Origin of the sequence: Streptosporangium sp. NPDC020072 (assembly GCF_040631445.1) — a bacterium.
GTDB lineage: Bacteria > Actinomycetota > Actinomycetes > Streptosporangiales > Streptosporangiaceae > Streptosporangium.
This window is the reverse complement of record NZ_JBEYAB010000015.1, coordinates 229,297-251,305: the sequence shown is the minus strand read 5'-3', so window position 1 is coordinate 251,305 and position 22,009 is coordinate 229,297. Positions and strand designations below refer to the sequence as shown.

23 protein-coding genes are annotated in these 22,009 nt (G+C 70.7%); 13 read left to right on the top strand and 10 right to left on the bottom strand.

Features of this window, described 5'->3' with window-relative positions:
* The first annotated feature begins 5 nt into the window (after positions 1-5).
* The 3 genes from rplM to glmM all read left to right on the top strand — a co-directional run bounded on the left by rplM (position 6) and on the right by glmM (position 2,398).
* Complete coding sequence (gene rplM / locus ABZ470_RS32865) at positions 6-449, top strand: 50S ribosomal protein L13 (RefSeq protein WP_352015583.1); 444 nt, start codon at positions 6-8, stop codon at positions 447-449.
* 70 nt (positions 450-519) lie between these two features.
* Positions 520-1,041: a 30S ribosomal protein S9 gene (gene rpsI, locus ABZ470_RS32860; RefSeq protein ID WP_352015582.1), complete on the top strand. Its 522-nt coding sequence runs from the start codon at positions 520-522 to the stop codon at positions 1,039-1,041.
* Position 1,042: 1 nt separating this feature from the next.
* The gene (gene glmM / locus ABZ470_RS32855; RefSeq protein WP_362773207.1) at positions 1,043-2,398 is read left to right on the top strand and encodes a phosphoglucosamine mutase; all 1,356 of its coding nucleotides are present in this window, start codon (positions 1,043-1,045) and stop codon (positions 2,396-2,398) included.
* A gap of 274 nt (positions 2,399-2,672) precedes the next feature.
* Here the strand turns inward: glmM and ABZ470_RS32850 are convergent, their stop codons facing one another.
* From ABZ470_RS32850 to ABZ470_RS32820, 7 genes are all read right to left on the bottom strand, one after another.
* Complete coding sequence (locus ABZ470_RS32850) at positions 2,673-3,653, bottom strand: helix-turn-helix domain-containing protein (RefSeq protein ID WP_362916324.1); 981 nt, start codon at positions 3,651-3,653, stop codon at positions 2,673-2,675.
* A 312-nt stretch (positions 3,654-3,965) separates the two neighbouring features.
* Positions 3,966-4,682: an ABC transporter permease subunit gene (locus tag ABZ470_RS32845; protein WP_362916322.1), complete on the bottom strand. Its 717-nt coding sequence runs from the start codon at positions 4,680-4,682 to the stop codon at positions 3,966-3,968.
* A gap of 3 nt (positions 4,683-4,685) precedes the next feature.
* Positions 4,686-5,600 (bottom strand): ABC transporter ATP-binding protein, encoded by a 915-nt coding sequence (locus ABZ470_RS32840; protein ID WP_352015578.1) that lies wholly within the window; start codon positions 5,598-5,600, stop codon positions 4,686-4,688.
* Positions 5,597-6,478, bottom strand: a complete 882-nt coding sequence (locus ABZ470_RS32835; protein WP_352015577.1) for an ABC transporter permease — start codon at positions 6,476-6,478, stop codon at positions 5,597-5,599. The genes ABZ470_RS32840 and ABZ470_RS32835 overlap by 4 nt, the downstream gene beginning before the upstream one ends.
* Positions 6,471-7,391, bottom strand: a complete 921-nt coding sequence (locus ABZ470_RS32830) for an ABC transporter ATP-binding protein (RefSeq protein WP_362916320.1) — start codon at positions 7,389-7,391, stop codon at positions 6,471-6,473. The genes ABZ470_RS32835 and ABZ470_RS32830 overlap by 8 nt, the downstream gene beginning before the upstream one ends.
* A gap of 90 nt (positions 7,392-7,481) precedes the next feature.
* A complete protein-coding gene (locus tag ABZ470_RS32825; protein ID WP_352015575.1) occupies positions 7,482-8,447 on the bottom strand; it encodes a DUF389 domain-containing protein in 966 nt (321 codons plus the stop codon).
* A gap of 45 nt (positions 8,448-8,492) precedes the next feature.
* Positions 8,493-9,476 carry a DUF418 domain-containing protein gene (locus ABZ470_RS32820; protein ID WP_352015574.1) on the bottom strand — a complete coding sequence of 328 codons (984 nt, stop codon included), beginning with the start codon at positions 9,474-9,476 and terminating at the stop codon, positions 8,493-8,495.
* 113 nt (positions 9,477-9,589) lie between these two features.
* Here ABZ470_RS32820 and ABZ470_RS32815 point away from each other — a divergent pair, with 113 nt between their 5' ends.
* Together ABZ470_RS32815 and ABZ470_RS32810 are read left to right on the top strand one after the other, a co-directional pair.
* Entirely contained in the window at positions 9,590-10,702 is a 1,113-nt protein-coding gene (locus ABZ470_RS32815; RefSeq protein ID WP_362916317.1) for a histidine kinase, read from the top strand.
* 46 nt (positions 10,703-10,748) lie between these two features.
* On the top strand, positions 10,749-11,399 hold the full coding sequence (locus tag ABZ470_RS32810; RefSeq protein WP_362916353.1) for a response regulator transcription factor: 651 nt from the start codon (positions 10,749-10,751) through the stop codon (positions 11,397-11,399).
* A gap of 12 nt (positions 11,400-11,411) precedes the next feature.
* On the opposite strand, the gene ABZ470_RS32805 is transcribed toward ABZ470_RS32810, so the two are convergent.
* Both ABZ470_RS32805 and coaA read right to left on the bottom strand, forming a co-directional pair.
* The gene (locus ABZ470_RS32805; RefSeq protein ID WP_362916315.1) at positions 11,412-12,026 is read right to left on the bottom strand and encodes a hypothetical protein; all 615 of its coding nucleotides are present in this window, start codon (positions 12,024-12,026) and stop codon (positions 11,412-11,414) included.
* Positions 12,027-12,045: 19 nt separating this feature from the next.
* Positions 12,046-12,948, bottom strand: coding sequence for a type I pantothenate kinase (coaA, locus tag ABZ470_RS32800; RefSeq protein WP_352015616.1), 903 nt, complete (start codon positions 12,946-12,948; stop codon positions 12,046-12,048).
* Between the two features lie 155 nt (positions 12,949-13,103).
* Here coaA and glmS point away from each other — a divergent pair, with 155 nt between their 5' ends.
* Positions 13,104-14,948, top strand: coding sequence for a glutamine--fructose-6-phosphate transaminase (isomerizing) (glmS, locus tag ABZ470_RS32795; RefSeq protein ID WP_352015572.1), 1,845 nt, complete (start codon positions 13,104-13,106; stop codon positions 14,946-14,948).
* Here the strand turns inward: glmS and ABZ470_RS32790 are convergent.
* Complete coding sequence (locus ABZ470_RS32790; RefSeq protein WP_362916313.1) at positions 14,935-15,714, bottom strand: hypothetical protein; 780 nt, start codon at positions 15,712-15,714, stop codon at positions 14,935-14,937. The genes glmS and ABZ470_RS32790 overlap by 14 nt on opposite strands.
* A gap of 126 nt (positions 15,715-15,840) precedes the next feature.
* Between ABZ470_RS32790 and ABZ470_RS32785 the strand changes: the two genes are divergently transcribed.
* From ABZ470_RS32785 to ABZ470_RS32755, 7 genes are all read left to right on the top strand, one after another.
* Positions 15,841-16,191, top strand: a complete 351-nt coding sequence (locus tag ABZ470_RS32785; protein WP_352015570.1) for a holo-ACP synthase — start codon at positions 15,841-15,843, stop codon at positions 16,189-16,191.
* 49 nt (positions 16,192-16,240) lie between these two features.
* Positions 16,241-17,749 (top strand): NAD(P)H-hydrate dehydratase, encoded by a 1,509-nt coding sequence (locus ABZ470_RS32780; RefSeq protein WP_362916311.1) that lies wholly within the window; start codon positions 16,241-16,243, stop codon positions 17,747-17,749.
* A gap of 146 nt (positions 17,750-17,895) precedes the next feature.
* A complete protein-coding gene (gene alr, locus ABZ470_RS32775) occupies positions 17,896-19,017 on the top strand; it encodes an alanine racemase (protein WP_362916308.1) in 1,122 nt (373 codons plus the stop codon).
* Between the two features lie 20 nt (positions 19,018-19,037).
* Positions 19,038-20,132 (top strand): alpha/beta hydrolase, encoded by a 1,095-nt coding sequence (locus ABZ470_RS32770; RefSeq protein WP_362916306.1) that lies wholly within the window; start codon positions 19,038-19,040, stop codon positions 20,130-20,132.
* Complete coding sequence (tsaE, locus tag ABZ470_RS32765) at positions 20,129-20,581, top strand: tRNA (adenosine(37)-N6)-threonylcarbamoyltransferase complex ATPase subunit type 1 TsaE (protein ID WP_352015566.1); 453 nt, start codon at positions 20,129-20,131, stop codon at positions 20,579-20,581. The genes ABZ470_RS32770 and tsaE overlap by 4 nt, the downstream gene beginning before the upstream one ends.
* A gap of 179 nt (positions 20,582-20,760) precedes the next feature.
* Entirely contained in the window at positions 20,761-21,417 is a 657-nt protein-coding gene (locus ABZ470_RS32760) for a hypothetical protein (protein ID WP_362773171.1), read from the top strand.
* Between the two features lie 9 nt (positions 21,418-21,426).
* On the top strand, positions 21,427-21,978 hold the full coding sequence (locus tag ABZ470_RS32755) for a class F sortase (protein ID WP_352015564.1): 552 nt from the start codon (positions 21,427-21,429) through the stop codon (positions 21,976-21,978).
* Positions 21,979-22,009 lie beyond the last annotated feature (31 nt).

Here is a 22,009-nt window from a genome sequence, read left to right as displayed (position 1 = left end):
CGACCGTGCGCACGTACACACCCAAGCCTGCCGAAGTCGAGCGTCAGTGGTTCATCATCGACGCCACCGACATCGTGCTTGGCCGGCTGGCCAGCCACGTCGCGATCCTGCTCCGCGGTAAGCACAAGCCGATCTTCGCCAACCACGTCGACACCGGTGACTTCGTCATCGTCATCAACGCCGACAAGGTCGCGCTGACCGGCAACAAGCTTGAGCAGAAGAAGGCGTACCGTCACTCGGGCTACCCCGGTGGCCTGCGTTCGATGACCTACGGCGAGCTCATGGAGAAGCGTCCCGACCGCGCCATCGAGAAGGCCGTCAAGGGCATGCTCCCCAAGAACGCCCTCGGCCGGAAGATGATCAAGAAGCTCAAGGTCTACTCGGGTTCCGAGCACCCGCACCAGGCTCAGCGCCCGACCCCCTTCGAGCTCACCCAGATCGCCCAGTAGCCACCGGCTGACTATCGCCAGCAGCGTTGGCCGGACGGCCTGCGCCAAGAAGGAAAGTAAGAGGAGAACCGTGGCTGAGCCCACCGGTGTCGAGACGCCCATCGAGGGCGAGCAGGAAACGTACTCCACGGAGGAGTTCCCCTCCGAGTACACCTCCGAGTCCACTGTCAGCGGCGAGGCCGCCGTCCGTAAGCCCATCACCACGGGCAACTCCTACGGCACCGGCCGCCGCAAGGAGGCCGTCGCCCGTGTCCGCATCGTGCCGGGCACCGGCAAGTGGACGATCAACGGCCGTCCGCTCGACGTCTACTTCCCGAACAAGGTCCACCAGCAGATCGTCAACGAGCCCTTCGTGACGCTCGGCGCCGAGGACCAGTTCGACGTCATCGCCCGCATCGACGGCGGCGGCGTCACCGGCCAGGCCGGTGCCCTGCGCATGGGCCTGGCCCGCGCGCTGGCCATCCTGGACGTCGAGGTCAACCGCGCCCCGCTGAAGAAGGCCGGCTTCCTGACCCGTGACGCCCGCGCCACCGAGCGCAAGAAGTACGGCCTCAAGAAGGCCCGTAAGGCTCCGCAGTACAGCAAGCGTTAAGTTGGGGCGCCTTTTCGGCACCGACGGGGTACGTGGGGTCGCGGGTCGCGACCTCACGGCCGAGCTCGCCATGGACCTGTCCGTGGCGGCCGCTCATGCCCTCGGCGATGCCGGGGCGTTCAACGCCAGCGTCGGGCGGCGTGGCCGCCCGGTCGCCGTCGTGGGCCGGGACCCGCGGGCTTCAGGAGAGTTCCTGGAGGCCGCTGTGGTCGCCGGCCTTGCGTCGTCTGGCGTGGATGTTCTCCGGCTCGGCGTGCTGCCAACCCCGGCGGTCGCGTATCTGACCACGGCTCTCGGAGCCGACATGGGCGTGATGATCTCTGCCTCCCACAATCCCGCTCCGGACAACGGGATCAAGTTCCTCACCCGCGGCGGCTACAAGCTGCCCGACGCGGTGGAGAACGAGATCGAGGAACGGCTCGGCGAGAAGTGGGACCGCCCCGTCGGCTCGGACGTCGGCCGTGTCCGCGAGGCGTACGGCGAGGCCGACCGTTACGTCTCCCACCTGCTGTCCACGGTCTCCGGCCGGTTGGACGGCCTGAACATCGTCCTCGACTGCGCGCACGGGGCCGCCCACATGGTGGCGCCCGAGGCACTGCGCAGAGCCGGGGCGACCGTCGAGACCATCGGGACCCGTCCTGACGGTCTCAACATCAACGCGGGCTGCGGTTCGACCCACCTGGACAAGCTCCAGCAGGTCGTGGTCTCCAGAGGGGCGGACCTCGGTATCGCCTACGACGGGGACGCCGACCGCTGCCTGGCGGTCTCACACACCGGAGAGGTCGTCGACGGCGACCAGATCATGGCGGTCCTCGCCACCTCCATGCACGCGGAGGGCAAACTGGTCGGCGACACCGTGGTGGCCACGGTGATGTCCAACCTGGGCTTCAAGATCGCGATGCGGAACGCGGGCATCGACGTGATCGAGACGGCCGTCGGTGACCGTTACGTGCTCGAAGCCATGCGGGCCGGTGGTTACAACCTCGGTGGGGAGCAGTCGGGACACGTCCTGCTGCTCGACCACGCCACCACGGGGGACGGTCTGCTGACCTCACTCCACCTGCTGTCGGTCGTGGCCCGTACGGGCAGGCCGTTGGCCGAGCTCGCCTCGGTGATGACCCGGCTCCCGCAGATCCTGGTCAACGTCAAGGATGTGGACCGCGCCAAGGCCTCCGCGCCCGAGTTGTCCGCGGCGGTCGCCGCGGTCGAACTGGAGCTGGGGGAGAACGGACGGGTGCTGATCCGTCCGAGCGGCACGGAACCCATGATCCGCGTCATGGTCGAGGCCTCCTCCGCGGAGCAGGCCGAGCGGATGGCGGGCCACCTGGCCGACGTCGTCCGTACGGCCTGCGTCTGAGGGATGTGACGGCCGGTCCGTGAGGGCCGGAGCCGTGGCGATCGTCGCCCGGCGCGCCTGGCGCGCCGGGCGTTTCGCCGTTCACGGGGGTGCGCCGCCGGATCGCCGTGCCGTCCGGGGCTCTTTCGCGGACTTTCTTGTTTCGCTTTCCCAAGGGCCGTGTTCCGGTACTTGAGGCGTTCCGTGGCGCGCCATGGGACTGGCTTTTCGGTTCATCGCTGATATGTCATCGATGGATTCCGCGATTGTCGTTGGCGATTTCTGCGCCTTCGGGTCACGGCCACGCCACGGCCCGTTCGGACGATGAGCGGTGGCCGATCGGGGAGACGCCGTAGGCGGCGCGGAAGGCACGGCTGAAGTGGGCGCTGCTGGCGAAGCCCCAGCGGGCGGCGATGAGGTGGATCGGCTGGGAGCGCAGGGCGGGATCGGCCAGGTCGCGGTGGCAGTGCTCCAGGCGGCGTTGGCGGATCCAGGCGGCCACGGTCAGACCCTGTTCCTGGAAGAGCTGGTACAGGCGGCGCACGGAGATCTGGTGGGCGGAGGCGATGACCTCGGCGCCCAGCGCGGGATCACCGAGGTTGCGCTGGATGAAGGCGTGGATGCGCTTCTGCAGCACCTGCCGGTCGGTCTCCGGCGGCAGGACGGTGTCGAGGTGGTGGGCGCACACCGCGGCGAACAGGTCCACGGTGACGGCAGAAAGGCGGGTGGCGTCGGCTGCGGTGTAGCCGGAGGTGTGCTGTACCAGCGCCTCCAGGTGGTGGCGTAGCAGGGCGCCGACACCGTTACGGGCGGGCAGCAGGGTGGCGGCGAGAGAGGTGAGCCTGTCGGCGGGTAACGGGAGCACGGCCTTGGGGATCTGCAGGACGACGCCCTCGAAGCTGCCGGTGTGGTCGGCGACGATATGGCCGTGATAGGGGTGCGAGGTGTCGCAGAACGACATCTCCCAGGGGCCGGCGGTCGTCTGCCTGTCGAACTGGGTCGTCTGTGTCGCGCCACGCCGGGCGAACGAAAGGCAGTACGTTTCGGGGTCGGACCGGCGGACCAGCGCGGAGGTGCGGTACAGACGCAGGGGCGGGCAGGTCATCACGTGCACCTGCACCGGGCCGAGGGCGAGCACGTGTGTGGTGGCGCGGAAGTCGGCCTCCTGGTCGCTGCGCGCCAGGACGGGCACCAGGGCCCGCGACGTCGTCTCGTGCCACCGGGCGAACCGGTCGGAGGCGGGGAGCTCCTCGGTGCGGAGCACGGTCCCGATCATCGCCGGTTCTCCGCGTGGCGTTTCGTATCTGCCGAAAGAAGTGTTACCGGTCCCTCGTTTTCACCGATGTACACGAAACAGGCCCCTTCGCATCTCAGATTCTGCGGGTTACCACCACTGGTTGGATGCGGGCGACCGATGGATTGTTGGGAGAACCGGAACATCCGGGCCTGCCCGGCCTCTGCGGCGGCGTGATGACACGGAGAGAAGGGCCCCACTCGTGGACCGTCCCGGGACGGCTCACGAGTGGGGCCCGGTTGTGCGTCAGGGACCCTGACCCGTCGACGGTTCCGGCAGGCCTCGCGGGGACGCCTACTCGTCGCCGGTCAGGGAGAAGGAGCGTAGGCGCTGGCCTGCCCAGAGGACGGCTCCGGCGGTGATCAGCAGGAGGGCGGTCGCGGCGAAGCCGATGGTGAGGTCGCTGGACAGGAACGACGAGGACGAGACCTGGTCGGCGACGGTCTGCGCCCACTGCTGGATGGAGTATCTCCTGGCACCGGGGACGAAGTTGCCGACCATGCCCTCCCAGATGAGCGCGTAGGCGATGCCGACCGTCACCGCGTGCCTGGTCAGGACGCCGAGCAGCATGAACAGCGCCGCGTAGGCGAAGCCCCCGGCCAGGGCGCCGATCGCGAAGCCGAACGCGATGCCGGACTCGAAGCCGACCAGCAGGTAGGCCGCGACGAGGGTCGGCACGGCGGCGAACACCGCCAGGACGGAGGCGGCGACGAGGAACTTGGTCCGCGCGACGGCCGGGCGGGAGATCGGCTTGGACAGCAGGTGGACGATCGTTCCGTCGTCGATCTCGGGAGCGATCACACCGGTCCCGGCGATCAGGCCGAGCAGGGGCAGGATGGCGCCGAGGGCGAACTTCTGCATGAACTCGACCGCGATCCGCTCGCTTCCGCCGCTGATCATCCGCAGCAGTACGGCCAGGGCGATCAGCAGGACCGGCAGCAGGACCAGCAGCCAGATCCTTCTGCGGCCGAGCAGCGCGCGGTAGGAGATTCCGGCGATGACAGCGTTCATGGGTCAGCTGCTCCTGTTGATCAGGTAGGAGAAGACGCTCTCCAGGTCTTCGTCGGCGGGGGAGATCTGCCAGATCCGCACGTCCGCGTCCCTGGCGACCCTGGGCAGCAGCCAGGTGAACCGCCGGAAGTCGACCGCCTGCACCTCAAGGCCCGTCTGGGTGAGGGAGACCGAACTGGAGGAACCGTCGGCGATGAGGGCCGAGGCCAGCCGTCTGTCGTCGCTCGACCGGACCCGGAACACGTGGGGCCGGTCGGTCATCCTGCGGCGGATCTCACGGAAGTCGCCGGTGGCCGCGTGGCGGCCCGCGACCAGCACCTCGATGTGCTGGGCGACCCGCTCGACCTCCTCCAGGATGTGCGAGCTGAACAGGATGGTCTTGCCCGCGGCGCCCATGGCGCGTACCAGGTCCATCAGGTGCATGCGCTGGCGTGGGTCCATGCCGTTGAACGGCTCGTCGAGCAGCAGCACCTGGGGGTCGTGCACGAGCGCGGCGGCGACCTTGATCCGCTGGCGCATGCCCTTGGAGTAGGTCTCGATCCTGCGTTCGGCGGCGGTCTCCATCTCGACCGTGGCGACGGCCTTGCGGGCGGCGCCCTCGGGGTCGGACAGCCGGTGAAGCCTGGCGCTGGACAGCACGAACTCCCAGCCGGTCAGGAAGCCGTAGGCGGCCTCGCGCTCGGGGACCAGGCCGATGGAGCGGTAGACCTCGTGGTTACGCCAGATCTTGACGCCGTCGAGGGTCACGGTGCCGCCGGAGGGGGCCAGGAATCCGGCCATCATGTGCAGCAGCGTGGACTTGCCCGCCCCGTTGGGGCCGAGCAGGCCGGTGACGCCGGGACCGACGGTCATGGTGACGTCGTTGACGGCCACCACGTTGCCGTACCAGCGGGAGACCTGGGCCAGTTCGATGTTCATCGCGCGGCCGCCTTCCGGTAGCGGGTGACCAGGGCGATCACGGACAGGGCGATCAGCGCGACCACCACCAGCGACTGCAGCGCGACGGCGCCGCCACCGCTCGGGTAGACGACGGGGGAGGAGGGGGCGGCGCCGAAGATTCCGACGTGCACCGCCGCGTCGACCAGGAAGAACGGGTTGATCATCAACGCCCAGCCGGAGGCGGTGTAGTTGTTCACCGACTCCATGGTCGCCGAGACGAGGGTCGAGACCGCCGAGGTGAGCAGGTAGAACGCGATGACGGAGGCCACCCCGAGGCCGCGGCGCGGGGTGAAGGAGGCGATGGCCACGCCGACACAGGACAGCAGCAGCGCGTAGACGAACGCCCCGGCCATGGCCGTCAGGTAGTTGCCGGTGGGCGAGGAGTCCGGCATGTCGACGACCAGCTCACCGATGTAGAGCACGGTCAGCGGTACGGCCAGCAGCAGGAACATCGCCGTGACCATCGCCGCGAGCTTCGCGCCGACGTAGTCCCACAGCGTCACCGGGCGGGACAGGTAGAGCGGCAGCACCCGGAAGCGCAGGTCGGGCGCCACGGCGTACGGCGACTGCGAGGCCAGGAAGACCGCCAGCACCGCCTGCATGGTGACGCCGTAGGAGGTGTAGGTCATCACGCTCTGCCGCAGCAGTGCCATGACCGCGATGGAGACGACCGCGGGCAGCATCATGGCGCCCACGATGAGGAAGGGGATGATCTTCGCCCGTGCGGTACGGCCGAGGCCGAACACCCCGCGCAGGCTGTGCACGGCCAGCGCCACGGTGGCGTGCCTGCGGCCGAGCCGTACCCCGTCGTAGTGGCGGTATCCGATGTCGTGGATGACGCCCGTCGGCTCAGACATCGGCGGACTCCCTGCTGACCGGCTCTCTGAAGACGTCCTCGATGCGCTGGCGCCCCTGCTCCATGCGGACCAGGCACAGGTCGAGGTCGCAGACGGCGTCGCGGAGCGTGTCGAAGGTCTCCGGCGCGCGGACCTGGACCAGGAGGGCCCGGCCGTGTTCGGCGACGGTCTCGCCCAGCTCGGTCAGGCGGGCGGCCAGCGCCTGGCGGCCCTCCTCGACCTCGACCGTGACCGTCTGGGTGGTCTGGGTGAACTCCGCGATCGAGGAGGAGCGCAGCAGCCTGCCGCCGTCGATCACGATGACGTGGTCGCAGACGCGTTCGAGTTCGCCCAGCAGGTGGGAGGTCACCAGCACGCTGATGCCGAACTCGGTGCCGATCCTGCGGATCAGCGCGAGCATCTCGTCGCGGCCCTGGGGGTCGAGACCGTTGGTCGGTTCGTCGAGGAAGACCAGGCGGGGGTCGTGCACCAGCGCCTGGGCCAGCTTGACCCGCTGCTTCATGCCGGTCGAGTAGCCGCCCATCACGCGGTAGCGCTCCTCGTACAGGCCCACGTGGCGCAGCACGTCGGCGGCGCGCTCTCTGGCGGCCGTACGCGGCAGGCCGGACATCTGCCCCATGTGCACCGTGAACTCGGTGGCGGACACGTCGGGGGGCAGGCAGTCGTGCTCCGGCATGTAACCGACGACCCGGCGGATCTCGGCGCCCTGGGTCGTGGCGTCCATGCCGAGCACCTGCGCCCTCCCCGCGGAGGGGTCGAGCAGGCCCAGCAGGATCTTGATGAGAGTGGACTTGCCCGCGCCGTTGGCGCCGACCAGGCCGGTGACGCCGGGACCCACGCTCACGGTGAGCTGGTCGAGCGCCGTCACCCGGGGAAAGCGTCTGGTTAGTCCCTCGGTGGCGAGGATGGTCATGCTCGGACCCTACCTAGCGGATGGGGGTAATTCCTCACCCACACGGACGAGTGGCGCATCGTCCGAAAGTTCGGTCGGGACGTCTGTCTCTCAGGGCTTTTCCCAGGGTGTCCCCCGGCGGGGCCGTGCGGGCAGCCGTACTCCGAACCTCGCCCAGTAGGCCCGCTGGGCGAGGAGCGTGGCCGTACCGGCGATGATCATGCCCGCGATGTTCACCGCGAGCTGGATGACGGAGGCGGTCATGTCGTCCCAGCGGGCCAGGGAGGCGGCGACCGCGAAGTATCCGGCGGCCGGGACGGTGGTGACCGAGATGAAGACGCCGACCAGGGCGGACGACTTGCCCGCGGTGACCGAGAGCACCCCGGCCGCGCCCGCCAGCAGCGCCACGATGAACGACCACCGGTCGGGTTTGACGATGAACTCGATCTCGTCGTGCCGGCTGAGGCTGGACGGCCCGATCCAGCCGAGTCCCCGGGAGACCAGGGCGCAGGCGAGGGTGACCGCGATGGCGAAGGCGAAGCCGACGGCCAGCGCGCGCAGGGCTCCGGCGATCAGCCGTCCGTCACGGCGCAGCAGGCCGAAGCAGATGGCGGCGACGGCGCCGAACTCGGGACCGAGGACCATCGCGCCGACGATGAGGATCGGTGAGTCGGTGACGACGCCGATGCCCGCGAGTTGGGTGGCGATCGCGAGGAAGGCGAGGAAGGCCCAGGTGATCCTGGACTCGGCGGCGACCCGGGTGGCGAGCTCCGACCAGATCACGGCGTCGTCGCTCTCGCCGGGGGCCTCCTGTTCGGCGCGGTCGGCCGCCTCGGAGATGGACAGGTCGATCTGCTCGGCGGAGATCGAGCCCTCCGCGCGCAGGCCGAGGTGCTGGAGGTGTTCGATCACCTCGTTGGCGGCCTCCCTGGCGACGTCGAACTGGACCAGGTCACCCCTGGGGGAACGGGCCACACCGGGCAGCACGACAAGGTTGGTCACCCCGACGGCGTCGTCGAGCAGTCCGAGCACGTCCTCGGTGTGTCCAGGGGGACTGATCACGCGCAAATGCAGCACGGGGCAACCCTAGTGCGGGCGCCGCGTACCCTCTCGGCACCGTGGTCACGAGGCGCGTAGGGCGGGACGGCGGGCCCAGGTGATCCATCGCCACAGCCACTCGACCGGTCCCTGACGGTAGTGGCTGAGCCAGAGCGCCGACCACACCCACTGGACGGCGATGATGACGCCCGCGATCGCCAGGACCGTGGCCGTCGACCACTCCTGCGGAACCCCGCCAACCAGCCGGGTGGCCGCCAGGACGAGCACGGTGGCGGTCAGGTAGTTGGTCAGCGCCATCCGTCCCAGCGGCGCGAAGACGCTCTCCAGTACGGCCCGCAGCGGTGTCCTGAGCAGCACGAGCGTCCCGCAGACGTACACGCCCGCGATCAGCAGACCCGCCAACGCCAGGGTGAGGGTGAACCGTACCTCCCTGACCTGCAGCCACACCACGGGCACCGCGAGCACGGCCAGGAGGAGGCCGAGCGCCGCGGGGACCCGGGTCGAGCGCTCGATCCGGTCGGTCACCCCGTACCGGGTCAGCGCGGAACCCAGCAGGAAGAGTCCCGGCACCAGCGAGAACGGCCCACCGGCCAGGGCCAGCGCGCCCGTGAGGAGTACGGCCGCGAGCCCCGCCACCGCCCATCGGGGCAACCAGGTCGAGGGCAGCAGCACCACCAGTCCGACGAGGGCGTAGACGGCCAGGATGTCGCCCTCCCAGAGGAGCAGATGGTGCGCCACCCCCATGGCGAGCAGGGCCAGCAACCTGCGTGTCAGCAGGAGCCGGGGCCGGGCGGTTCGCTCCCCGGCCGAGTTCAGCAGCAGCGAGAACCCGACGCCGAACAGCAGCGAGAAGATCGGATAGAAGCGCTGCTCGACGAACAGACCCAGCCAGAGGTCCGTGGGACTCGCCTGTCCCTCCAGGATGACTGTTCTGCCCGCGTTGGCGATCGGCTGGACGTTGGCCAGCAGGATCCCGCACAGCGCGAATCCGCGGATCACGTCCAGCGCCGCGATCCGCGGACGTCGCTGACGGAGTTCATATGACATGGGGCCTCATCCTGCGGACCACGACCCGCCTCTCACATCGGCGCAAAGCAGGGCCGGAACGGTACTTTCGGCCGGTACCGGCCGGGTGGCCCCCTCTCCTAGCCTTGGACACCGTGCAGGCACCCGATCGGCTCAGGGCGTTGGCCGGCGCCGGGCTCGGCACTGTGTCCGGCATCGTGTTCGCGGCGGCCGTCGCCTTCCAGGCGTACCGGATCGCCGACAGCTGGGGCGCGGGGCACTGGCCGTTGGACGCGGTCACCGGCGCGTCGGTGTGCGCGCTCGCCCTGGCCCGCCGCCGCGACCCGCTCAGGACCGCCGTCGCGGGCCTGGCCGTGGCGGCGCTCGCCGTCCTCGTCAGCGGGCTCGTCCACCTGCCGGCGGAACCCGGTCCGGCCGCCTCCCTCGGTCTGGCGGTGCTCGCCGGCTCCGCGGTCAGGACGCTCCCCGTCCGTACGGCCTGCGGCGTCTCCGTCGGGGGCCTGGCCGTGGTGGCGGGCGGTCTCCTGGCTCATCCCGGCTCGGCCGTACCGGTGCTGGGCGGCCTGGTCTGGTTCACCGGCCTGGCGACCGGCCTGACCTTCCGGCTGCTCGCCGTCCGCCGCCGTGCCGTCGTCGAGCGGATACGGCGTGCCGAGCGCCTTGAGCTGGCCAGGGAGCTGCACGACGTCGCCGCCCACCACATCGCCGGCATCGTGCTCCAGGCTCAGGCGGCCCGGCTCGTCACCCGTAAGCACCCGGAGAGGACGGAGGGCTCCCTGGCCGACATCGAGACCGCGGGTTCCGAGGCCCTGGCGGCGACCCGCCGCGTGGTCGGTCTCCTGCGTGACGGCGCTCCCGTCGGCCACGAACGGCTCGACGAACTGGTCGAGGGCTTCGAGGGCCTCAAGGGCCGGGTGCGTCTGCGGCTGGAGGCCGAGCCGTCCGGCTGGCCGCCCGAGGTGAGCGGCACCGTGTACCGGGTCGTACGGGAGTCGCTGACCAACGTCGCCCGGCACGCCCGGCACGCGGGCACGGTCGCCGTCGACATCACCCAGGCGGACGCCGTCGTCACCGTCGAGGTCACGGACGACGCCTCACGGGCGCCCGCCCGCCTTCGTCGTGCCGGGTACGGCCTCATCGGGATGCGCGAACGCCTCGAAGCCGTCGGCGGCACCCTGACCGTGGGTCCCCGCCCGGGGCCGGGCTGGTCCGTCCGTGCCACCGTTCCCACGGGTGGACGCCGATGACGTCACCCGCGTCCTCGAAGCCGCCCGCGCTCTTGGAAGGGCGTCCATGACCATCCGGGTGCTGCTGGCCGACGACCAGCCGATGATCCGGGCCAGTCTGCGGATCATCCTTGAGGACCAGCCCGACATCACTGTGGTCGCCGAGGCGGGCGACGGCGTCGAGGCGATCGAGCGGGCCCGCAGGACGCGCCCTGACGTGTGCCTGGTGGACGTCCAGATGCCCCGCCTCGACGGGATCGAGGTGGCCCGCGCCCTGGCCGAGGCCCCGCCCAGGGTGGTCATGGTCACCACGTTCGACCTGGACGAGTACGTCCACGGCGCGTTGCGCTGCGGCGCGGCGGGGTTCGTGTTGAAGGACGCCGGTCCGTCCCTGCTGGTCGAGGCGGTGCGGGCCGCGTACGCCGGGGACGCGCTCATCTCACCGTCGATCACACTGCGGCTGCTGCGTCACCTCGCCACCCGGGGCGCCCGGATCACGACCGGGGAGTCCCCGGCGCACTCCCTGACCGCGCGGGAGGTCGAGGTCGTGCGGGCGATCGCCAGGGGGCGCACCAACCAGGAGATCGCCGACGAACTGTTCATCGCGCTGAGCACCGTCAAGGGACACGTGTCAGGCGTCCAGACCAAACTGGGCGTACGCAACCGGGTAGGGATCCTGGCCTGGGCCTGGGAGAACCACCTGACGGGCCAGGAGTGACGTTCTCCGGCGTCAGGTCCGACTTGCCGGTCGGCTCGTCCGCGGCCGCAGACCGGTGGCCACCTCGACATGCCGGATGACCGGCAGGAGGTCCCATGACCGCGGATCGCGCTCAAGCTCGCTCAGCCGGGTTCCCAGGAGCTCGCACCGCTCCGTCGTGAGCACGGCGCCGGAGTCCAGGCACTCGCTGACGTACCTGCCGACCTCCAGGAGGACCGGGTCGGTGGAGGACGTCGGGAGAGGCAGGTTTCGTCGGTGCCAGAACCACAACGCGTGCAGCGCGGCCTCCCGGGGAGCGCCGTACCAGTACCAACGAGCCTGGAAGTGGGGATTCGGGTCCCCCGCACCCGGAGATCGCCGGCCCTGTCGCTTGGCCCTGCGGCGCCTGGCCGCGTAGGCGTGGAGTTCGGCATGCCAGGCGGCGCGGCTGGCCTCGATGAGGCCGAGGGCACGCAGCAGCGCCGCCTCGTCGCGCTGGAACCTCCCGGCCCGTGATTCGAGGAAGCTCAGCGTCGCGTTGAAGCCGAGGGGCCGGTACAGCTGCACGCAGGAACGGAGCGCCGACACGCGCCAACGGTAGGGCAGCGTGGTGTCACGCACCCTGCGGGCGAAATTCCCGAAGCTCACAGGGTCAGGCTCTCCGGTGTCAGATGCGGCGTAGCCGTACGCGGCGGACGGAGTGGTTGGGGCCCTTGTAGAGGACCAGGCCCGCGCGGCCTCTGGTGGGGGCGATGTTCTCGACCAGGTTGCGTTCGTTGATGTCGCGCCAGATGTCCTTGGCGAAGGCGGTCGCCTCCTCCTCGGACAGCTCGGCCAAGTGCCTGAAGTAGGACTTGGGGTCCTCGAAGGCCGTACGGCGCAGCTTGTGGAAGCGGTCGACGTACCAGTCACGGATGTGCTCGACCTTGGCGTCCACGTAGATGGAGAAGTCGAAGTAGTCGTTGACGGCCAGCGCCGTCGGAGGAGCCGGTTGCAGGACGTTGAGACCCTCGACGATGAGGATGTCCGGCCTGCGCACGGTCTGCACCGCGCCGGGGACGATGTCGTACTCAAGGTGGCTGTAGACCGGGGCGCTGACCTCGGGCAGACCGGCCTTGACGTCGGCGACGAAGCGCACCAGGGCCCGCCGGTCGTAGCTCTCGGGGAAGCCCTTCCTGTGCATGATGTCCCGCTCGGTGAGCACCGTGTTCGGGTACAGGAAGCTGTCAGTGGTGACCAGGTCGACCCTGGGGTGCTCGGGCCAGCGGGCCAGCAGGGTGTGCAGCAGCCTGGCGGTGGTCGACTTGCCGACCGCGACACTGCCCGCGATGCCCAGGATGTACGGCGAGGGCCGCTGCCCGGCGCCGAGGAAGGTGCTGACCGCCGCGCCGCGCTGCCTGGCCCCGGTGAAGTGGAGGTTGAGCAGCCGGGTGAGCGGCAGATAGATGTCGGTGACCTCGGCCAGGTCGATCGGGTCGTCGACGCCGCGCAGCTCCGCGAGCTCCTCCTCGGTGAGCGTCAGCGGCGTGTTCTTGCGGAGCTCGCCCCACTGCTTGCGGCTCAGCTCCACATACGGCGTGCCGTCCAACCCGTTGGCCATAGCTCCGAAGCCTACTGATCGGTCAAAAGTGCCTTTCGGTGGGGACGGCTTTGCCCGATACCGGGCGGGAATCCCGAGCCTGCGGGCACGTTCTCCCTATCTCGTTCGGACGAAAGGGGGATCCCATGTGCGGAATCGTGGGGTACGTCGGCGGGCGGCGGGCCGTCGACGTGGTCGTCGAGGGGCTGGGGCGGTTGGAGTACCGGGGATACGACTCCTCGGGGATCGCCCTCGTCGGGACCGACGGGGAGCTCACCGTCGAGAAGCGGGCGGGCAAGCTGGCCAACCTGCGCTCCAGCCTGGCGGGGTACCCGGTGCCGCCGGTGACGACCGGGATCGGGCACACCAGGTGGGCCACCCACGGCGCGCCGACCGATCGCAACGCCCACCCGCACACCGACTGCCACGAGCGGATCGCGGTCATCCACAACGGCATCGTCGAGAACTTCGCCGAGCTGCGGGCCGAGCTTGAGGACAACGGCCACAAGATCGACTCGGAGACCGACACCGAGGTGGTCGCGCACATGCTGGAGGAGTTCGCCGACCTGGGGCTGGCCGAGGCGATGCGCCGTACCTGCCGGCGTCTTGAGGGGGCCTTCACGCTGCTGGCCGTCTCGGTCGACGAGCCGGACACGGTGGTCGGCGCCCGCCGCAACTCACCGCTGGTCGTCGGGCGCGGTGAGGGGGAGAACTTCATCGGCTCCGACGTGGCGGCCTTCATCGCCCACACCCGGGAGGCGATCGAGCTCGGCCAGGACCAGGTGGTACGACTGCGCGCCAACGAGATCACGGTCACCGACTTCGAGGGCCGTCCCGTCCCGACGCGGGACTACCACGTGAACTGGGACGCCTCGGCGGCGGAGAAGGGCGGCTACGACCACTTCATGCTGAAGGAGATCGCCGAGCAGCCCCGGGCGGTCGCGAACACGCTGCTGGGCAGGATCGATGTGGACGGGTTGCTGACGCTGGACGAGGTACGGCTGTCCGCCGAGGAACTGCGGGAGATCAACAAGATCATCGTGATCGCGTGCGGCACCTCCTACCACGCCGGACTTATCGCGAAATATGCCATCGAACACTGGGCGGGCATCCCGTGCGAGGTCGAGCTGGCCAGCGAGTTCAGATACCGCGACCCGATCCTCACCCGCGACACGCTGATCATCGTGATCAGCCAGTCCGGGGAGACGATGGACAGCCTGATGGCCGTACGGCACGCCCGCGAACAGCGCTCCCGGGTGCTGGCCATCTGCAACGTGAACGGGTCCACGATCCCGCGTGAGGCGGACGCCGTCCTCTACACCCACGCGGGCCCGGAGATCGCCGTCGCCTCGACCAAGGCCTTTCTCACCCAGCTCGTGGCCTGCTACCTGGTCGCGCTCTACCTCGCCCAGGTCAGGGGGACCAAGTTCGGCGACGAGATCTCCCAGATCGTCGCGAGGCTGTGGGAGATGCCCGCGCGGGTCGAGGAGGTGCTCTCCACGATGGAGCCGGTCAGGGAGCTGGCCCGTTCCCTGGCCGACGAGCGCTGCGTGCTCTTCCTGGGCCGTCACGTCGGCTTCCCCGTCGCCCTTGAGGGGGCGCTGAAGCTCAAGGAACTCGCCTACATGCACGCCGAGGGCTTCGCGGCCGGAGAGCTCAAGCACGGGCCGATCGCGCTGATCGAGCGGGGACTGCCCGTCGTGGTCGTGGTGCCCTCGCCGTCCGGTCAGCGGGTGACCCACGAGAAGATCGTCTCCAACATCCAGGAGATCAGGGCCAGGGGGGCCAAGACCATCGTCGTCGCCGAGGAGGGCGACACCTCGGTCGAGCCGTACGCCGACACGCTGATCCGTGTCCCGGCGGTGCCGACCCTGCTGCAGCCGCTGGTGGCCACCGTGCCGTTGCAGGTCTTCGCCTGCGAGCTGGCCACGGCCAAGGGTCATGACGTGGACCAGCCCCGCAACCTGGCCAAGTCCGTCACGGTCGAGTAGCCGGGGGCCCCACGGTGATCGCCCACTGCCGGGTGCCCGTGAGGAAGGCGCCGACCACCAGGGGCAGGCCCACGACGCCCACCGGCAGGTCGCCCCAGGCGGTCATGGGGACGTCGACCAGGCCCCAGGCGTAGGCGAAGACCGCGTTGCCCGTGGCCAGCGTGTGGGCCGACCGGGACCGGGTGGCGAGCACGGCCGCGACCACGTCGGCCGGGGCCGCCGGGATCGGGCGCAGTCGCAGGGAGCGGACCAGGAGCAGCGTTCCACCCGTGACGGCGGCGCCGACCCCCGTCCAGGGCAGGGCGGGGGAGGGGGTTCCCGTGAGGGCGACGCCGATCCCGATCAGCAGGCTCGCCGCGCTCAGTGCGGCGCCGCCGTACAGGAAGGCGCGGGCCTGGGGGGACAGCAGCCGGGGCGGGGCGGTGACGGCCGCGACCGGCCCCGGAACCCGTCTGGAGCCGATCGCCAGCTCGGCTCCGAGCACCCCGAGGAACCAGCCGCTGAACGGGTCGATCGACATCCCGAACGGCAGACCCAGATCGATGAAGGGAATCATGGGCATCGTGAGGAAGAGCCCCGCGACCAGCCCCGGGGCCCGCCACACGCGGGTGGTCCGCAGGTAGTGCCGGACGACCGGTTCGGCGCCGGGGGTGATCGCCAGCGCGTGGCGCCTGGCGAACGCCGTGATCCGCTGCGGATGGACCGGACCCGACCAGTAACGGGCCGCGAAGGCCATCAGGACGGCCACGACGGCCAGCGAGAGCATGTGATCACCTTAGAAGCGGAGACCGACATATCTGGCCATGGAGGATGTGTCCACAACCTGTGGATAACATCCATGGATTGCCGGGGTGGGAAAGTGGGTACCGGGGACAGACCCTAGCCTGGAACCGTGATCGTAGGCATCGGGGTCGACGTCGTGGACGTCGCGCGGTTCGCGGCGTCGCTCGAAAGGACGCCCTCCCTGCGGGCCAGGTTGTTCACCGAGGCCGAGCGCGGGCTGGCCGTACGGTCCCTGGCGGCGCGGTTCGCGGCCAAGGAGGCCGTCGCCAAGGCCCTCGGCGCCCCTCCGGGGCTGAGCCACCTCGACGCCGAGGTGCTCTCCGGCGCGTACGGCAGGCCGGAGCTGCGCGTCCACGGCGCGGTCGCCGAGGTCGCCGTGGCCCTGGGCGTCGTCCGGTGGCACGTGTCGCTGACGCACGACGGGGGTGTGGCCGTCGCCTACGTGATCGCCGAGGGCTGACCGTACGGCCTCACGGTGTGACGCGGGCCGGACGGGATACCGTCGGATCATGCTCAGCGCTCACACCTCCGATCAGGTCAGGACGGCCGAGGCGGCCCTGATGGCGAAGCTGCCCCACGGCACGCTCATGGACCGGGCCGCGACCGGCCTCGCCGTGACCTGCGCGGCGCTGCTCGGCGGCGTGTACGGCTCGCGGGTCGTGCTGCTGGTCGGCTCGGGGGACAACGGGGGCGACGCCCTGTTCGCCGGGGCCCGCCTGGCGGCCAGGGGGGCCAGGGTCGAGGCGGTCCTGGCCGGGACCCGGGTCCACGAGGCGGGCCTGGCGGCCCTGCGCCGCGCCGGGGGACGCGTCCTCGACATCAGGGCGGCCCAGGACGGGTGGCGGGAGCGGGCGCGCGCGCTGCTCGGGGCGGCCGACCTGGTCATGGACGGCCTGCTCGGCATCGGCGGAACGGGGGCGCCGCGTGAGCCGTACTCGACGCTGGCCGGGCTGACCCGGGAGGCCTCGGGACGGGCCGCGGGCGACGGGCCCCTGGTCGTCGCCGTGGACGTGCCGAGCGGGGTCGACGCCACCACGGGGTGGGTCGAGGGGGAGGCGGTCGAGGCGGACGTCACGGTCACCTTCGGCACCTACAAGCCCGGGCTGCTCGTCAGCCCGGGGGCGCGTCACGCGGGACGGGTGGAGTTCGTCGACATCGGGCTCGGGCCGTACACACCGGAGCCCGAGGTGACCGCGCTGACCGGTGCCGACGTGGCCGCGCTGCTGCCCAGGCCGGACGCCACGTCCGACAAGTACCGCAGGGGGGTGGTCGGCGTCGCGGCGGGGAGCCACGGCTACACCGGGGCCGCGGTGCTGGCCGTCGGCGGGGCCGTCAGGTCGGGGGCGGGTATGGTCCGCTACGCCGGGGTCGCCGAGCCGGTGGCGCAGGTGCGCGCCCGCTGGCCGGAGGCGGTGATCACAGAGCTGGGGCCGGGGCAGGGGATCGGCGAGGTCGGCCGGGTGCAGGCGTGGGTGCTCGGTCCCGGCCTCGGGACGGGACCGGAGTCGCTGGAGGTCGTCCGCGCCGTGCTGGCGAGCGAGGTGCCCGTGCTCGTCGACGCCGACGCGCTGACGCTGGTCGCCCAGGACAGGTCGCTGCTGCGCCGTACGGCCCCGGTGCTGGTCACCCCGCACGCGGGGGAGCTGTCGCGGCTGCTCGGCGTGCCCAGGGAGCGGATCGAGGCCGACCCCCTGGACCACGTACGGCGGGCGGTGGCGGAGTTGGGCGTGACCGTGCTGCTCAAGGGCTCGACCACGCTCGTGGCGCGGGACGGCCTGCCGGTCAGGGTGAACCTCACCGGCAGCCCGTGGCTGGCGACCGCGGGCACCGGGGACGTGCTCGCCGGGATCGCGGGGACGCTGCTGGCAGCCGGACTCGACCCCTACGACGCGGCCTCGTGCGCCGCCCATCTGCACGGCCTGGCGGGCGCGGACGGCCCCCTGTCGGCCTGGGACGTTCTTGAGGCCGTCCAGGGCGTGCTGCGGTCTCTCCTCGAACCCGGTTTCCGGTCGAGATAGGCGGGGGTTTCGGACAGGGTCGGGAGGGCAGGTGAACACCTCGTCCCGGCCCCCTGCCGGGGCGATGATGCGTCGCCGGAAACGTCCCAAAAGAGGTGCCTTTGGCATAGGTTAGACCGCTGACCTGGGAGACTGGGGGAATGAGCATGCCGATGACCCCTGCCGAGGCGAGGGTGAACCTCTCCGCCATCAGGGAAAACGTGGCCTTGCTGAGGGAGCGCTCTCAGGGTGCGGAGACCATGGCCGTGGTCAAGTCCGACGGTTACGGCCACGGCCTCGCCGCCTCCGCCAGGGCCAGTCTCGCGGGGGGCGCGACCCGCCTCGGCACCGCCTACATCCGTGAGGCGCTGGCACTGCGGGCCGAGGGGATCACGGCGCCGGTCATGGCGTGGATCATCCCGCCGGGCGAGCCCCTTGAGGAGGCGATCGTCCAGGGGATCGACCTGTCGGCGGGCGCCGTGTGGCTGGTGGACGCCATCGCCGAGGCCGCGGGCCGTACGGGCAGGACGGCCAGGGTGCACCTGAAGGTGGACACCGGCATCCGCAGGGGCGGCGCCTGCGGCGCGGAGTGGCCGGCGCTCGTGGAGCGTGCCATGAAACGACAGGTCGAGGGCACCGTCGAGGTCGTCGGACTCTGGTCGCACCTCGCCTGCGCCGACATGCCCGGCCATCCGTCCATCGACATCCAGATCGACGCCTTCGACGACGCCGTGGCGGTCGCGAAGCGGGCGGGCATCGGCGGCTCGCACGTGATCCGGCACCTGGCCAACTCCGCGGCGGTGCTGACCCTGCCCAGGGCGCGTTACGACATGGTCCGCCCCGGCCTGGCGGTCTTCGGGCTGAGCCCCATCCCCGAGATGGGCGACTTCGGGCTGCGGCCCGCGATGACCCTGGTCGCGCGGATCGCGATGGCCAAGCGGGTGCCCGCGGGCGCCGGGGTCTCCTACGGCCACACCTACCTCACCGGGCGCGAGACCACGCTCGGCCTGGTCCCCCTCGGCTACGCCGACGGCATCATGCGGCACGCGGGCAACCTCGCGGAGGTGTTCGCGGGCGGCAGGCGGCACCGGGTCGCCGGGCGGGTCTGCATGGACCAGTTCGTCATCGACGTCGGGGACGACCCGCTGACCGAGGGCGACGAGGTCATCGTCTTCGGTGACGGGTCGCTGGGCGAGCCGACCCTGCAGGAGTGGGCGGATTCCCTTGGCACGATCACACATGAGATCGTGACCAGGATCGGATCGCGGGTTCCGCGCGTTTACCACTGAAAGGCACGGCTGGGGGTCGCATGAGCAACACCGCACGGCGCAGGGTCGGCATCGCGGGAGCCGTCGTCGGCGCCGCGTCCGCCGGGGTGGCCGCCGCGGCCCTCGCCAAGCGGTACGCGGTCGGGCGCATCAGGCTCCGCCCCGACCTGGAGATGAGCGAGCCCCTCGGCGAGCTGCGCGGTGAGCCGGTCCGGGTCACCACCTCCGACGGCGTCGGCCTCTACGCCGAGGTGGACGGCGTCGAGGACTCCCCGCTCACCGTGGTGCTCTGCCACGGCTACACGCTCAACCTGGACTCCTGGCACTACCAGCGGCGTGACCTGCGCGACTCCCACCGTCTGGTCCTGTGGGACCAGCGGGCGCACGGGCGCTCGCCGCACGCGGGCGCCGAGGGGTGCACGATCGACCGGCTCGGCGACGACCTGGCCGAGGTGATCGAGGAGCTTGTGCCCGGCCCGTGCGTCCTGGTCGGCCACTCCATGGGCGGGATGACCGTCATGGCGCTCGCCGAACGCCACCCCGACCTGTTCGGCGACAAGGTCAGGGGCGTCGCGCTGATCTCCACCTCGGCGGGCAAGCTGGCCGAGATCTCCCTGGGGCTTCCCGCGCTGCTGTCGAGGGCGGTGCACAGGGTCACCCCCGGCACGGTCGCCCTGCTCGGCAGGGGCGGCGCGCTGGTCGACAAGGGGCGGCAGGCGGGCAACGACGTGGCCTTCCTGCTGCTGCGTCACCTGGGCTTCGGCGACCCGAAGAACGTCAGCCCGACGGTGGTCGACTTCGCCGAGTCGATGATCCGCTCGACGCCGTTCGAGGTGATCGCCGACTTCTACCCCGCGCTGATGTCGCACGACAAACTGGGCGCGCTCGGCGTCCTGGACGACGTGCCGACCTCCATCATCGTGGGGGACAAGGACTGGCTGACGCCGATCGAGCACAGCAGGGCCATCGCCGCCGCGCTGCCACGGGCCCAGCTCACCGAGGTTCCCGGAACCTCGCACCTGATCCAGCTCGAACGGCCTACCGTCGTCAACGACGCGCTGCGCGACCTGCTCAAGCGGGCGGCGGCCGAACCAGGGGGCACGGAGCCCGCGGACACAGAGGAGACGAACCGGTGAGAGTCGTGGCGACCGCGGAGGAGATGCGCGAGCTGGGCGTCGAACTGGCCGGGCTGTTGCGCGCGGGAGACCTCGCGGTGCTCTCCGGGCCGCTGGGCGCGGGCAAGACGACCCTGGTCCAGGGGATCGCGGAGGGGTTGAAGGTGCGCGGGCCGATCACCTCCCCGACCTTCGTCATCGCCAGGGTCCACCCCTCGCTGTCCGGCGGCCCCGCGCTGGTGCACGCCGACGCCTACCGTCTCGGCGGGAACCTGGAGGTCGACGACCTCGACCTGGACGCCTCCCTCGAAGACTCGGTGACGGTCGTCGAGTGGGGTGAGGGCCTGGTCGAGGGGCTGACCGAGGACCGCCTTGAGATCAGCGTCGAGCGCGCCGAGGCCGCGGGCGAGACCGAGGAACGGACCGTACGGCTGCGCGGCGTCGGCGCTCGCTGGGAGGGCGTTGTCTGATTCACCCCCGTAGGCCCGGGAATCCTGGCACTCTGGCATCACATCCCACTTGGGATAGATGATCGGGACCGAAGATCGACCATGCGGTTATGTCCATGTTTAATGGGGATCAGGCGGGAAGTTAAGCCGAGCCAGGGTCGTCGGCCGGACTGCGAAGTGGAGTGCGACGGGTGCCAAGGGTGAAGCGTGTCGCGGTTCTGGGGGCTGCCGCCCTCTTCGGAGTGGCCGGATGCTCGGCCCAGCCCACCACGGAGGGCACGAACGGGAACACCTCACCCGTGGCGGATCGGACCACGATCAGCAGGCAGGACATCGAGGTCCAGCTCCAGCCCGCCCGCGCCAAGGCCGGGCAGAAGGTGTGGGTGCTGGCCAACTGCCCCATCCCCGAGGGCGGCCCGGAACACCGGGGAACCGCCTCCGCCGAGGTCTTCAGCGCCGCGATCACTCTTGAGCCGATCCTGGCGACTCCGAGCCCCTCCGCCTCCGCGACCGGCACGCCCGCCGCGCGCCCCTGGGTCCGCGGCCAGGCCACCGTCGCCGACGGCGCCAAGACGGGCGTCTACGACGTCAACACCCGGTGCGAGGGCACCAACGACACCGGCAAGGCGAGCCTGAGGATCGTCTCCGACGGAGAGTCGAGCTCGAAGCCGACCTCGCGCCCGAAGCCGACCCGCACGATCATCTCGACCCACGGCCCGGCGACCGGCGGCGGAGGCACCGCCGCGGGCGGTCCGAACGACGGTTCGGGCATGCCGCTCGGCACGACCGGGGCACTGCTCGCCGTCGCCCTGGCCGGCGGAGCGGGCTACCTCGTCGTACGGCGTCGCCGCTCGTAGCGGTAACCGATGGCCTCCTCCCGCTGGACCCGGATCGTCGTCGCCGGGCTCGTCACCGGCTTCGTCATGGTCGCGATCAACAGGGGCGACCGGGACGAGACCCCCGCCCGCGCCGCGGTCGTGCCCAAGCGCCTCGACATCCCCTCGCTGGGCATCGAGGCGCCCCTGATGAAACTCGGCGTCACGGACGGCCAGATCGACCTGCCGCCGTTCGACAGGCCGGACGAGGCCGGATGGCTCAAGGAGAGCGCCGTCCCCGGCGACCCCGGTTCGGCGGTGATCCTCGGGCACGTCGACACCAAGACCGACCCGGCCGTCTTCTACAAGCTCAAGCAGATGCGGGCCGGGCAGGCGATCAAGGTCGTGCGCAGCGACGGCAAGGTCGCCCAGTACCGTGTGGACTCCATCGAGCAGACCAGCAAGGACCGTTTCCCCGCGGACAAGGTCTATCTGGAGGACGGCCTGAGGCTCATCACCTGCGGCGGCACCTTCGACTGGGACAAGCACGAGTACCGCGACAACGTCATCGTCTACGCCACCCTCGTCAAGGCGAAGACCTGATCCGGGACGGAGCGGCCGGCCAGGTCGGCGC